The 13193-nt window shown below is 37.9% G+C and carries 12 protein-coding genes; 10 read left to right on the forward strand and 2 right to left on the reverse strand.

The features are described 5' to 3' along the window. Window positions 1-12 precede the first annotated feature (12 nt). From flhA to J7E16_RS04575, 7 genes are all read left to right on the forward strand, one after another. Window positions 13-2094, forward strand: a complete 2082-nt coding sequence (flhA, locus tag J7E16_RS04545) for a flagellar biosynthesis protein FlhA (RefSeq protein WP_214889211.1) — start codon at window positions 13-15, stop codon at window positions 2092-2094. A gap of 97 nt (window positions 2095-2191) precedes the next feature. Beyond that, entirely contained in the window at window positions 2192-2908 is a 717-nt protein-coding gene (locus J7E16_RS04550; RefSeq protein WP_214889215.1) for a sigma-70 family RNA polymerase sigma factor, read from the forward strand. Beyond that, entirely contained in the window at window positions 2901-3662 is a 762-nt protein-coding gene (locus J7E16_RS04555; protein WP_034546250.1) for a flagellar hook-basal body protein, read from the forward strand. Before J7E16_RS04550 ends, J7E16_RS04555 begins: the two co-directional genes overlap by 8 nt. 12 nt (window positions 3663-3674) lie before the next feature. Beyond that, a complete protein-coding gene (locus tag J7E16_RS04560) occupies window positions 3675-4430 on the forward strand; it encodes a flagellar hook-basal body protein (RefSeq protein WP_214889218.1) in 756 nt (251 codons plus the stop codon). A 386-nt stretch (window positions 4431-4816) separates the two neighbouring features. Next, window positions 4817-5533: a cell division ATP-binding protein FtsE gene (gene ftsE / locus J7E16_RS04565; protein ID WP_214889221.1), complete on the forward strand. Its 717-nt coding sequence runs from the start codon at window positions 4817-4819 to the stop codon at window positions 5531-5533. A gap of 222 nt (window positions 5534-5755) precedes the next feature. Beyond that, window positions 5756-7525 carry a methyl-accepting chemotaxis protein gene (locus J7E16_RS04570; protein WP_214889224.1) on the forward strand — a complete coding sequence of 590 codons (1770 nt, stop codon included), beginning with the start codon at window positions 5756-5758 and terminating at the stop codon, window positions 7523-7525. 129 nt (window positions 7526-7654) lie between these two features. Further along, window positions 7655-9349 carry a methyl-accepting chemotaxis protein gene (locus J7E16_RS04575; protein ID WP_214889227.1) on the forward strand — a complete coding sequence of 565 codons (1695 nt, stop codon included), beginning with the start codon at window positions 7655-7657 and terminating at the stop codon, window positions 9347-9349. Between the two features lie 1110 nt (window positions 9350-10459). On the opposite strand, the gene J7E16_RS04580 is transcribed toward J7E16_RS04575, so the two are convergent. After that, window positions 10460-10909, reverse strand: coding sequence for a YaiI/YqxD family protein (locus J7E16_RS04580; RefSeq protein WP_034546241.1), 450 nt, complete (start codon window positions 10907-10909; stop codon window positions 10460-10462). Window positions 10910-11027: 118 nt separating this feature from the next. Between J7E16_RS04580 and J7E16_RS04585 the strand changes: the two genes are divergently transcribed. The 3 genes from J7E16_RS04585 (at window position 11028) to J7E16_RS04595 (ending at window position 12392) form a co-directional block, all read left to right on the forward strand. Next, window positions 11028-11435 (forward strand): secondary thiamine-phosphate synthase enzyme YjbQ, encoded by a 408-nt coding sequence (locus tag J7E16_RS04585; RefSeq protein WP_214889229.1) that lies wholly within the window; start codon window positions 11028-11030, stop codon window positions 11433-11435. 89 nt (window positions 11436-11524) lie between these two features. Then, window positions 11525-11968: a MarR family winged helix-turn-helix transcriptional regulator gene (locus J7E16_RS04590; protein WP_214889232.1), complete on the forward strand. Its 444-nt coding sequence runs from the start codon at window positions 11525-11527 to the stop codon at window positions 11966-11968. Beyond that, the gene (locus tag J7E16_RS04595) at window positions 11961-12392 is read left to right on the forward strand and encodes an organic hydroperoxide resistance protein (protein WP_214889235.1); all 432 of its coding nucleotides are present in this window, start codon (window positions 11961-11963) and stop codon (window positions 12390-12392) included. The genes J7E16_RS04590 and J7E16_RS04595 overlap by 8 nt, the downstream gene beginning before the upstream one ends. 80 nt (window positions 12393-12472) lie before the next feature. Here the strand turns inward: J7E16_RS04595 and J7E16_RS04600 are convergent, their stop codons facing one another. After that, the gene (locus J7E16_RS04600) at window positions 12473-12991 is read right to left on the reverse strand and encodes an arginine repressor (protein ID WP_214889238.1); all 519 of its coding nucleotides are present in this window, start codon (window positions 12989-12991) and stop codon (window positions 12473-12475) included. Window positions 12992-13193 lie beyond the last annotated feature (202 nt).

The raw sequence follows: 13193 nt of genomic DNA on the forward strand, positions 1-13193 counted from the left end.
GGAGTTCAAAATATGTCTACTGCTTTTTGGGGGAAAATTGAAAAATTAACGGGTTCTTTGGATGTGATCGTTGCCTTTTTAGTAATGGCTATCCTCGGGATGATCATTATTCCATTACCAGCTGGATTACTCGATTTCATGCTGATCATCAACATAGCGTTGTCGATCACGATATTGCTGCTGACGTTGTTCACAAAAAATGTGCTAGAATTCTCGACTTTTCCGACCATGTTGCTGATCACGACCATGTTTCGTTTAGCGCTAAACATCTCTTCTACACGGTTGATCTTAACTGAGGGAAAAGCAGGAGCGGTTATTGAAACATTTGCTAACGTCGTAACCGGAAGTAATTTCATCGTCGGAGCGGTCATCTTTATCATCATCGTAATCATTCAAATGATGGTCGTAACCAACGGAGCCAGTCGTGTTTCTGAAGTTTCAGCAAGGTTTACATTGGATGCGATGCCTGGTAAACAAATGGCTATCGATGCAGACATGAATTCAGGGCTGATCAACGAAGAACAAGCTAAAAAAAGACGTTCTGACCTTGAAAGAGAGACCCAGTTTTTCGGAGCAATGGATGGAGCAAGCAAGTTCGTAAAAGGAGATGCTATCGCTGGTCTGATCATCACGATCATCAACTTGATCGGCGGAGTAGCAATCTATTCGCTGCAAAATGATATGGAAATCATGGAAGCTTTGTCAACATTTGGTAAGTTAACGATTGGTGACGGATTGGTCAGTCAAATTCCTTCATTATTGATCTCGGTAGCATCTGGGATCTTAGTTACCCGCTCTGGAAGTATAAAAGGTTTTGGTAGTTCCATAGGGGAAGAATTATTCCACTCACCAAAAGTTATGCTGATATTATCAGTGATTTTGATTTCATTTTCAGTTATGCCGGGTTTTCCAACGTTTCCCTTTCTAGTATTAGGATTGATGGCAGGAGCGACCGGATACTTATTGATGGAAAATGAAAAATCAAAGAACTCGAATCAAAAAGCTAAAGAAATGCGTTCCAAAGCTGTTCAGCGGACGAAACAAGAAAAAAGCTCAGATGAATCAGTTGCTTCTTTTCAAGTGGATCCGATTTCCATCGAAATCGGTTATGGTTTGATCCCAATAACCGATGAAAATCAAGACAATAATTTAATGAGCCATATCACAACGATTCGTAAACAAAGTGCTCATGAACTGGGGATCTTATTGAGCCCGATACGCATCAGAGATAACCTGCAGCTCAAAGCCAATGATTATGTGCTCAAAATCAAAGGAAACGTTGTGGCTCGCGGTGAATTATACTTAGATAAATATATGATCGTAGACCCAGGCGAAACAGAGTTTGACTTCGATGGTATCCCAACAAAAGAACCAGCTTTTGGCCTAGATGCCATGTGGGTCAACGAAAGTGATAGAGAAGCGGCCGATTTGAGGGGATACACAGTGGTAGATCCGATAACCGTTTTAGTTACTCACCTAAAAGAGACGATTTATAAATCAAGTTATGAATTGTTAGGCAGACAAGAAGTCAAACAATTACTTGAAGGCATCAAAGATAAATATGGTGTGGTAATCGATGAACTGATCCCAGATATCCTTCGTTTGGGAGAAGTCCAAAAAGTCTTACAAAACTTATTGAAGGAAAGTATTCCAATCAATGATTTGGTGACTATTTTAGAAACGTTAGCGGACTACGGAAATACAACAAAAGACATCGAAATGCTGACCGAATATGTGCGCCAATCGCTTAAACGGACGATCGTTAAACCTTACCTAGATGAGCAAAATGTTCTTCAAGTCGTGACCATACTGCCGGATACGGAAGAGCTGATCACGCGTAGTATCCAAAAATCTTCTGCTGGATCGATCCCGATTTTGCAGCCTGAAACGGTTACGAAGATTTTTGACAGTATCACAGCTATTCATAATCAGCTTTCGGCAAGAGGGATCCCGCATGTTTTATTGGCTTCACCAAAAGTAAGACCAGCGATGAAAAATCTGATTTCGTATAATTTTCCTGATTTAACAGTTGTATCATTAAACGAAGTCCCAAATGATATCCCAATCGAAACAGTGGGTATGATCAATGGGTAATGACAGATAAGAGCTAAATAGAATGGTGAAAAGACTAGGATGGTATGACTGTTTTTTGTTCCAATTCATACTATTTCTTAATGGGGGAGGGGTATAAATGTATTACGAAAATGATAGGGAAAAGGAAATCATTAAATACCTTCCCTTAGTAGAAAAGATCGTTAATCGAATAGATGTTAAACGAAGTGAGTATGACCGCGATGACCTATACAATATAGGCGTTATTGGTCTGATGGATGCATTAGAAAAATTCGATAAATCAAAAAAAGTTCCTTTTGAAGGCTATGCGTATATTAGGATCAAAGGTTCGATCATAGATGAAATCAGAAAAACAGCTCCGGTATCGCGGACTCGGATGGGAAAACTGAACGAATATTACCGTGCCAAAGAAAAATTAGAAGCAGCGTTCATGCGTACACCTACTGAGAAAGAAATTTGCGTAGAATTGAAAATCGATGAAAAAGCTTTAGCAAAAATTCACGAGACCGTCCATAATTTGGCATCTGTATCATTAGAAAAAGTGATGTTTAGCGATGATGGCAATTCGATCGAATTGATGGATTTCTTAGAAGACAAAAGTGAAACAGGTTCTGAAGATGTCTTGTTGGATAAGGAACGCCAACAGCTGCTGACTAAAAATGTGACGAAATTGGATAAGAGAGAGCAAACGATTTTGAATTTGTATTATGTTGAAGAGTTGTCACTTAAAGAAATTGCGTATATCTTTGATATTTCGGTTCCTAGAGTTTCACAGATACATGGCAAAACGATTTTGAAATTAAAAGAATCGATGAGGAGAGAATACGATGATTAGAAGTTTAACAACGCTCAACAATAGTTTTAACATTTTGCAAAAAAAGCAAGAAAATATTAGTGCAAATGTAGCTAACATCAATACTGCTGGATATAAATCACAAGAAATCATTCAAAGCACACGCGCATCAGAAGTGATGTCCAACCATTTAGATGGACCATTGTTAAATCGTCAGCAAGATATCGGCGGATTCACTTTTGGCAATCAAATTGATGAAATCGTTCAAAATTTTAGTCAAGGCGGTTTAAAGGCAACAACTTCTACAACAGATGTAGCGATCCAAGGGGACGGCTTTTTCACAGTTCAAGCACCAAACGGCGAAACTTCCTACACACGTAACGGGAATTTCAACGTTAACGATACAGGAGAATTGGTCACGCAAGAAGGCTATCGCGTCATGGGAGTGTCAGCTGATGGGCAATCGGCACCTATCCAAGTCAATGGAGCGGATTTTGCAATTGATAACAGAGGCAACATTGCTGGAACGGGAAACCGTTTGATGATCACTGAATTTGAAGACACGGCTAGCTTAACAAGAGCTGGCGACACATTATATACGGGGCAAGGTGGCACAACAGCACAAGTTGGCGGCACGGTTGTGCAACAAAGTTACTTGGAAACATCTAATGTCGAAACGGTCGATGAGATCACGAACTTGATGCAAGTTTCAAGAGCCTTTGAAGCGAATCAAAAGGCCCTCAGTGCAGCGGATGAAACGTTAAGAAAAGCAGTCAATGAAGTTGGGAAAGTTTAGGAGGATGAGAAGATGAGTATACCTTTAAGTGTTAGTAAAAGTGGCATGAATGCCATTCAAAATCAAATGGATGCAGTATCAAATGACATCGCAAATATCAATACAACCGGTTATAAATCAAAGAATGTCAGTTTCAATGAATTGCTACTGAATGATATGAACGCAGAAGCAGCATACTTATCAGATACTGTTCAAGGTTCAGGAATTGCGATTGGATCTAAGAGTGCGGTTACTTCTACAAACTTCGCACAAGGTTCTCTTGTTTCCGATTCAAATGATTACCACTTGGCTATTGCTGGAGAAGGGTTCTTTGGGGTGATCGGCGAAAACGGCGAGCAGTATTTGACACGAGACGGAGCTTTTCAGGTAAATGGAGACAAATCGATCACAAACGGTAATGGGGATACTTTGGAGATCCAAGCAATTATTCCGACCAACCAATGGCCTGAAGGGGACGTATCGATTGCTGAGAATGGTGAAGTAACGATCCACTCTGAGAATGGCAGTACGTTGGTTGGAACGATCCCTTTATTTTATCCTACTCGAACGAATGCTATGCAGCCTGTTGGAGAGAATAAATTCAGCTATGACGGGACATTCGGAGTGGGAGACGGTAAAATCCAACAAAATTATTTAGAAGCATCAAATGTTGAGCTAGCCTCTTCTATTACTGAAATGATGTTGGCACAACGGTCATATTCATTGAACCTTAAAGTCGCACAAGGTACAGATGAAATGGCGTCAGTCATCAACCAATTCAAACAATAAGAGTGGTTCTTCGTCAAATGGTGTGGATGCTTCAAAATAAAATTTCTTCTGGAATAGACGGGTTTGCTTGTGGAACCATGGGAACGCCTGAAGCCTAAAACTAGAAGTTGTCATGGTTGTTGCTGATTTAGCAGCTTACAAACATGATACACTCGGGCGTTATTTGCCCACAGTGCTTCATTTTAAGCTACAAGAAACCCTATTCCTCTAGAAATTTTGGGTAAGTAATTGGATTAAATCTAGCAATACTAAAAATTATAGAACCATAATAGTTAGACGAATAACAGGAAAAGGTACATATATCTTTAGGCACACACACTATCGGATTTGGGTTGACGCAGAAACGAGCGTCAGGAAAGAATTTGAGGTAAAACAGGTGATAGATCATGATTAGAATGAAAAATGTTGTTAAAAGCTACTCAAAAGGAGTAAAAGCTCTTAGAGGCGTTGATCTAACAATTGAAGATGGCGAGTTTGTGTATTTAGTTGGAGCTAGCGGATCTGGAAAATCAACAGTAGCAAAATTATTGTACCGAGAAGAAGAAGCGAACAAAGGTCAGATAGAAGTTTGTGGTCAACTACTCTCTAAAATGAAGGGAAAAGATATCCCGAAACTTAGAAGACAGATTGGAATCGTTTTTCAAGATTTTAAATTATTGTTGGACCGTACTGTTTTTGAAAATATCGCGTATGCATTAGAAGTGATTGGTACTGAACCAGAAAAGATAAAGCCTATGGTGATGCAAGCTTTGTGCTATGTTGGGTTGGAAGACAAGGCAGATGATAAACCAACCGAATTATCTGGCGGGGAACAACAACGCGTGTCGATTGCTCGTGCGATCGTTAATTCGCCTAAGTTGATCATTGCAGATGAACCAACAGGTAATCTAGATCCAAAAACGGCTTTAGAGATCATGCGTTTATTTTATCGCATCAATCAAAGAGGAACGACCATTTTAATGGTCACCCATAATCGTAGTATTGTAGAAAAATTTCGTAATCGAGTAGTGGAAATAGAACAAGGTAAAATCATTTGGGATGAAAATAGAAGCGATGATGTGATCCAATACGATATCTCGCTTGGAGAATATGTGGCTGTGTAATAACGTGAAAGACAGATTTATAAGATATTGGATCATAAAATAGAGGAGCTGAGGCATCGATTTACGATGCTAAGCTTGTCTTTTTTTGTGGTCAAATTTAGTTTGAAAGATTCATCCAGTTAGGCTAAAGTTTTCTGAAAATAGGCCGATATAATAAAAGATATGCGAAGAGTAAAAAATGAATCAAGTTATTTTTAACAGGAATGGAAGGGTGAAAAGTAGTTGGAAAATAATGCAGAAGAAAGAAATATCGCCTCAAGCAAATGGAATATTAAAAACTGGGATCTAACAAAGTTAAAAAGTGCATTGAATTTTAAGAGTTTAAAAACTAAGATCCTCTTAGCTTTTATGACAATTATTTTATTAGTTATTATACTAGCAACGATAATGATCGTAACTATTTCAAAGACAAATAATAAAACAGAACAAATGGTCGACGAAGAATTAGCACTTTTGATAGCTAATGATCAATTGACATTGAGTATTTCGCAAAGGATCGCAGCAGCGAGAGGATACATATTGTTTGGAGATGATCTATACAAAAATTTGTTTGATCAATATACTGAAGAAAGTCAGAAGCATGAAAAACAAGTTTTAGCCCTATCAACTAAAAAAGAAACCCAAGAAGTGATCGATAGAAGCGTAGATTGGGAAGCAATGGTCGTTACGGATGTATTTGAACGATACGACAGTGGGGATGAAGCTGGAGCAGCCAGTTATTTGCGTTCTTCTGTAGAGCCCTATTCAAATGACTTAATAAAAGAATTTGAAAAATTATCAGATATACGGATGGATTCTATCAATGTACAAGCCCAATCGGTGACCAATCTAGGAAAACGCTCACTGACGTTAACGTTCATCATTAGTGTTTTAGTGATTATACTTGGAATCACGATTGCTTTATTAACGTCTAATTCGATCACAAAACCAATCAAAAAAGTTATGGAACGCATGCAGACGATCGCTTATGGGGATCTCACCTCCGAGCCGTTAGCAATAACTGCGAAAGATGAAACAGGACAGTTGGCTATGGCTATCAACCAAATGCAAGTAATGGAAAAAGAAGTTATGGAAGGCATAAAAAGAGCTTCAGAGATGTTGACCAACAACAGTAATGAACTTACCCAATCTGCCAATGAAGTGAAATCAGGTTCTGAGCAAGTTGCGATAACAATGCAAGAATTGGCGACTGGATCAGAAACACAAGCGACAACTGCAAGCAATTTATCCGTAGTGATGGGTAATTTTACTAAAAAGGTCCAAAGCACCAATAAAAGCGGCGAAAAAATCAAAGACTCTTCAATGGGTGTGTTATCCATGACTACCCAAGGTAAGGAATATATGGAAGATTCGAACCGTCAAATGGCTAAAATCGATGAAATTGTCTTGGATGCCGTATTTAAAATGGCCACACTGGATAACCAAACAAAAGAAATCACAAATTTAGTTATGATTATTCAAAAAATTGCTGATCAAACGAATCTACTGGCTTTAAATGCTGCAATCGAAGCTGCACGAGCTGGTGAACACGGCAGAGGGTTTGCAGTGGTTGCAGACGAAGTCCGTAAATTAGCTGAACAAGTTGCCGTATCTATTTCTGATATTACCGGATTTGTTGAGAAAATCCAGACTGAGTCTAAAAGAGTGAGCGACTCTTTACAAACCGGTTACACGGAAGTTCAAGAAGGAACTAGCCAAATCAAGAAAACTGGAGATACCTTTAACCAAATCAATGCTTCCGTTACGACAATGGTAAAAGGCATCAAAGACATATCTGACAATTTAGAAAGTATCCAAGTGAATAGTGAGATCATGAACAGTTCGATTGAAGAGATTGCTTCTGTTTCAGAGGAATCTGCTGCTGGTGTCGAAGAGACGTCTGCTGCTTCACAAGAAATCACTAGTTCTATGGAAGAAGTTGCAGGGAATTCGGAACAACTTGCAGACTTAGCTAAAGGTTTAGCCGAGATGGTTGAAGAATTTAAAATCTAAAGCCTAGTATTAAAAATAGATTGAATAGTAATAACGGTACCTATAAAAAAGATAATAAAAGGAATTTAGTGGGTTTAAACGGTCATTTAGGCAGTTTAAACCCATTAATAGATAAGAAGGAGTAAACAAATGAAAAAAAGGATTTTGTTAAAAAGTATTCGAGCAAAAATTTTAGCGGGTTTTATGATTACGATCGGATTAATGCTTATATTAAGTGCTTACACGATCAACTCAATAACTAATACAAATGATTCAATAAGGGATATATTAGAAAAAGAGATGGCACTTCTAATTGTTGACGAAAAACTTTCAACAAATATCAATAAGCGCACAAGTTTAATAAGAGGATTTATGTTGTATGAAGATGACTCGTTCAGACAGGAATTTGAAGATGGACTAGCTGAAACCATTGCATTAGAAAATCAAGCTGTGGAATTAAGCAATTCAGAAGAAGTGAACGATTTAATCAGTAAAAAATTCGAATGGGGTACTTTAACTGATGAAGCGTTAGCAGCATATGATGAGGGGGATACGGAAACAGCCCATGAAATCATGAGGGAACAAGTTCAGCCAATCGAAAAAGAATTAGTTGCAGGATTTTCCGCTCTAGCTGATGAACGTGAAAAAGATATTACTGTAATTGGTCAGCAAGTAATTAAAAATGGTGAACGTGTTAGGATCATCAGTGTAGGTAGCATGATCCTTGTAGCGCTATTATCTTTACTCGTAGCCTATTTAACAGCTAATAATATTACAAAACCGCTTAACGTAGTGACGAAACGGATGCAAAGTATTTCTGAGGGCGATCTCAGCTTAGAACCGCTAGAAATAACAGAAAAAGATGAAACAGGGAAACTGAGTGTATCTATGAATAAAATGCAACAAACAGTTAAAAGTGTGATGGAGGGGATCTCACATGCATCTGAAGAGTTGAGCAGTCACAGTGAAGAACTTACCCAAGCTGCAGGTGAAGTGAAATCAGGTTCTGAACAAGTAGCGATCACGATGCAAGAATTGGCAACAGGTTCAGAAACACAAGCGACGACGGCAAGTAATTTGGCAGTGGTTATGGAAAATTTCACTAAAAAAGTCCAAAGCACAAACAAGAGTGGGGAAAAGATCAAAAATTCTTCAATTGGTGTTTTGTCTATGACCAATGAAGGCAAGCAATACATGGAAGACACAAGCCAACAAATGGCAAAAATAGACAGAATTGTTCAAGATGCTGTGAAAAAAATGGCTACTTTAGACAATCAAACAAAAGAAATCAATAATTTAGTCGTGATCATTCAAAAAATTGCTGATCAAACCAACTTATTGGCTTTGAACGCAGCAATCGAAGCAGCACGTGCGGGAGAACATGGCCGAGGGTTTGCTGTAGTGGCTGATGAAGTTCGAAAATTAGCTGAACAAGTAGCTGTTTCCATTGCAGATATTACCGGATTCGTCGAAAAAATCCAAGTTGAATCTAAAAGAGTAAGCGAGTCATTACAAACAGGTTATGCTGAAGTAGAAGAAGGTACGAGTCAGATCGCTAAGACTGGTCAAACCTTCAACCAAATCAACGCTTCTGTTACTACAATGGCAGAGGGTATCAAAGGTATCTCTGAAAACTTGGAAAGCATCAAATTCAATAGTGAGATCATGAATAGTTCAATTGAAGAAATTGCATCTGTTTCAGAAGAATCGGCTGCTGGAGTTGAACAAACTTCTGCTGCTTCACAGCAGATCACTAGCTCTATGGAAGAAGTTGCTGGGAATTCTGAACAGCTTTCAAGTTTAGCTGAAAATCTAGCTGAAATGGTCGGCCATTTCAAGATATAAGCGAAAGATAGCTGAAAGAAAGGCCTAGATAAAAATCAGTCACCTGTAAATGACTGTATAATTTCGGGTGTGGATGAAGAAATTCATTCACACCTATTTTTTTATCAAAAAATAAAACCAATTCAAGCTCTATAAGTTTGAATATCAACTATCAGTTTGATCACTTACCTGAAATTTCAGAAGGAATAGGGGTTGCTTGTAGCCATGTAAAGTATTCAATGCGAACTACAGAGCGTTAGCGCTTCAGCGGTTACGTTCTGTTTGAGGCTTGAAAGCTTGGAAGACGAAAGGCTTCAGTGCGGTACCATGGCTCTTCACAAGCAAACCCGTACATTCCAGAAGAAATTTCTTTTAGAATACCAACACCATTTGTTAAACAATCAATATGGGGCTATATTTTTTGAGGTCAATAGATCAGTTTGATCACTTACTTGAAATTTCAGGAGGAATAGGAGTTGCTTGTAGCCATGTAAAGTATTCAATGCGAATTACAGAGCGTTAGCGCTTCAGCGATTACGCTCTATTTGAGGCTTGAAAGCCTGGAAGACGAAAAGCTTCAGTGCGGTACCATGGCTCTCCACAAGCAAACCCGTACATTCCAGAAGAAATTTCTTTTAGAATACTAGCCCTTTTAGTGAACAATCAATATGGGGCTATATTTTTTGAGGTCAATAGATCAGTTTGATCAGTTACCTGAAATTTCAGAAGGAATAGGGGTTGCTTGTAGCCATGTAAAGTATTCAATGCGAATTACAGAGCGTTAGCGCTTCAGCGGTTACGTTCTGTTTGAGGCTTGAAAGCTTGGAAGACGAAAAGCTTCAGTGCGGTACCATGGCTCTCCACAAGCAAACCCGTACATTCCAGAAGAAATTTCTTTTAGAATACCAACACCATTTGTTAAACAATCATATAAATGACAAAACCTCACTCTTTCATGGAAGAGTGAGGTTTAATTTTTGATTTACTTATACGTGTAAGCAACTTTGACGTATAAGAGACGATTTTCTTTGGTGTCACTCTTTCGTTTAAAGTCCTTCCACGAAAGAGTGACCTCTATTGGCAATCGATTTTGGGATGGAAACTTGTCCTAATCTAGCCTTTTTAATAAAGTTAATCTTGAAACTGAGCAAGGATTTCTTTGAATCGCAGTCTGAATTCTTTTCGGTTCTCTTCTGTAAAAGGTTTAGGACCTTTTGTTCGCTTACCGCTTTTTCGGATCATAGCGCTTAAATAACGCGATTGCAACAATTGATCTATGTTCTCAGAGGTATAGACATAACCCGTATGGTGAAGAACGATACAGCCTTTTCCTAGCCCTAATGAAGCTAAGCCGTAATCTTGTGTAACAAGAATATCTCCTTTTTTTATGAGTTTAATGATACGGTAATCTGCTGCTTCTGCTCCTGTATCAACGTAGACTGTTTCTACTCCTGGAGGCTGTTCCTTGGTCGAAAAATGCGAAATACTGGTCACAAGTGTCACTGGTATTTCTTTTGCTGAAGCTTCTTCAATAATAATATTCTTTACTGGGCAGGCATCTGCGTCAATATAAATTTGCAAGATTTCACCGACTTTCTAATCATTTTATAGTCTTAGTATACCAGTTGCTAACTTATATGTTTAGGAATACTTTGAGATACTGTATGATGGAAGCAAAGAGTAAAAGGAGCTGAACAGTATGACTAATAACCTTTATTCATTTGATATTTCGACAGAGGAGAAACAAGCATTTATAACTATCGATGATCATTTACAGAAGGCTTTATCAAGAAGTGGCGTGAAAAATGGCATTATGTTGGTGTTTTGTCCTCATACGACAGCTGGGATCACAATTAGTGAAAATGCCGATTTAGGTGTAAAAAAAGATCTGATTTCAGGTTTAAATCAAGCGTTTCCTAATAAAGCCGAATATGCTCATCTGGAGGGGAATTCAGATGGGCATATAAAATCGTCAGTAGTAGGGGCCAGTGAAACACTGATTATTTTGAAAGGGCGTCTTATTTTAGGGACCTGGCAAAGTCTTTACTTTTGCGAATTCGATGGCCCAAGGAATCGAACTTTTTTTGTGAAAATTATTGAAGGTTAAAAAAATTTAAGAATCGTCAAAAAAGATTGTATTCGAAAAAAAGATGGTGTACAATTTAGTTGTGCGCAACCTATTTAGGAGGAACAAGAATGGAAGGGAACAACTTTTTATTAGAAGAACAGCTCTGTTTTTCGACTTATACTTTATCTAAACAGTTTACAAAGCTTTATCGGCCAGTGTTAGAACCGTATGCTCTTACATATACTCAATATGTCGCTTTGCTTGTACTGTGGGAGAAATCTGATCTAAGTGTTCAATCATTGGGAACAAAACTAGGATTGGATAGCGGAACACTAACACCGATGCTAAAGCGGATGGAATCAAACGGATTTATTACTCGAAAGCGTCATCCGGAAGACGAAAGAAGAGTAATCATCGCAACTACTCCAAAAGCTGATAACTTAAAGGATGAGTTACTTAAAAAGGTCTCTGCCTGCTTAGCCCTGCTAAATTTGAACGAACAAGATTATTTTGACTTATTAGAAAAGATGAACCAACTAACAAAAACTTTAGGAGGAATCAATAATGACTGAATCAAAAATATTGTACCAAACAACAGCAATCAACACAGGCGGGCGTAATGGAGAAAGTCATTTACCAGATGGCTCTTTTTCGGTAAAAGTATCAACTCCAAAACAAATGGGTGGCCCTGGACAAGGCAGCAACCCAGAGCAATTATTTGCTTTAGGCTACAGTGCATGCTTCAATTCAGCACTAGAAATCATGGTCAAACAAGCTAAAATCGAGGCTGGATCAGAAGTTACGGCCGAAGTTTCTCTACATTCAGATCCAACGGATAATGGTGTTAAACTTTCTGTGGTACTTATTGTCGCAATTGAAGGACAAAGCCTTGAAGTTACAAAAGAATTAGCAGAAAAAGCACATGCATTTTGCCCATATTCTAAAGCTGTTCAAAATAATATCGATGTTGCAATAAAAGTAGTAGAATACAAATAAAAAAATCAGTAAAATAAAAAAACTAATCTGAAGAAGTGAGGTCTTGAAGCCGCTCTTTTCAGGTTAGTTTTTTTGTATAGTTACATGAGTTGCTTTTGTACTAAGGGAGACATCGCTTTTTCAAGATCAGTGATGGATTGGTCGTGAATAACTTTAGAAAAAATTTCGGATAATAAGTGAGCGTCATCGTCTGTATTTAAAATAATCAGACAGGTATCGAAGCTAGCAATCGTACCAGCAATTGCTGGCAGTTTTAATTCGTCGATCAAAGAAGCGATAATATTTGGATATGTGGGTGCAACTAGAAGTATAACTAAAAAGTGGACAGATATAACTTTTATCCCGTAATTACGCAACGATTTTTCTAATCTGAAATAAAGACTTTTTTCACGATAAACATCATGGTAGAAGGCATATTTCATTGTCCGACCCAATTGACTTATCTTGATCAAATTTAATTCTTTTATGTCTCTGGACAATGTGGCTTGAGTAGATTGAAATCCTTCTTTTTTCAGGAGCTCCATCAATTCCTGTTGTGTCGCAATATCGTTGGTAAGAATAAGATTTTTAATTGCAAATAATCGTTCATTTTTCTTCATGATCATCCTCTTCTCTAAAAATTTTTCTAAAAAAAAGTAATTCATAAAAAATGTATAAAGGCGATTCATATACAGTATAAAGATTTGTTTTGGAGTGAATATTCTATAAAAAGAATATATATGAAAAAGAGGAAAAATAATGTGACCAAATCGACATTCCTGGTGCAGACTTTAAACTTTTAATAAAGGTAAGTAAGCGTTA

It is taken from the genome of Carnobacterium sp. ISL-102, assembly GCF_018612935.1.
Taxonomy (GTDB): domain Bacteria; phylum Bacillota; class Bacilli; order Lactobacillales; family Carnobacteriaceae; genus Carnobacterium_B; species Carnobacterium_B alterfunditum.

Excerpts from the sequence above, each read along its gene's own strand:
- J7E16_RS04575 (WP_214889227.1), top strand. The coding sequence starts at position 7,655 with ATGAAAAAAAGGATTTTGTTAAAAAGTATTCGAGCAAAAATTTTAGCG.
- J7E16_RS04550 (WP_214889215.1), top strand. The coding sequence starts at position 2,192 with ATGTATTACGAAAATGATAGGGAAAAGGAAATCATTAAATACCTTCCC.
- flhA (WP_214889211.1), top strand. The coding sequence starts at position 13 with ATGTCTACTGCTTTTTGGGGGAAAATTGAAAAATTAACGGGTTCTTTG.
- J7E16_RS04595 (WP_214889235.1), top strand. The coding sequence starts at position 11,961 with ATGACTGAATCAAAAATATTGTACCAAACAACAGCAATCAACACAGGC.
- ftsE (WP_214889221.1), top strand. The coding sequence starts at position 4,817 with ATGATTAGAATGAAAAATGTTGTTAAAAGCTACTCAAAAGGAGTAAAA.
- J7E16_RS04555 (WP_034546250.1), top strand. The coding sequence starts at position 2,901 with ATGATTAGAAGTTTAACAACGCTCAACAATAGTTTTAACATTTTGCAA.
- J7E16_RS04560 (WP_214889218.1), top strand. The coding sequence starts at position 3,675 with ATGAGTATACCTTTAAGTGTTAGTAAAAGTGGCATGAATGCCATTCAA.
- J7E16_RS04600 (WP_214889238.1), bottom strand. The coding sequence starts at position 12,991 with ATGAAGAAAAATGAACGATTATTTGCAATTAAAAATCTTATTCTTACC.
- J7E16_RS04585 (WP_214889229.1), top strand. The coding sequence starts at position 11,028 with ATGACTAATAACCTTTATTCATTTGATATTTCGACAGAGGAGAAACAA.
- J7E16_RS04590 (WP_214889232.1), top strand. The coding sequence starts at position 11,525 with ATGGAAGGGAACAACTTTTTATTAGAAGAACAGCTCTGTTTTTCGACT.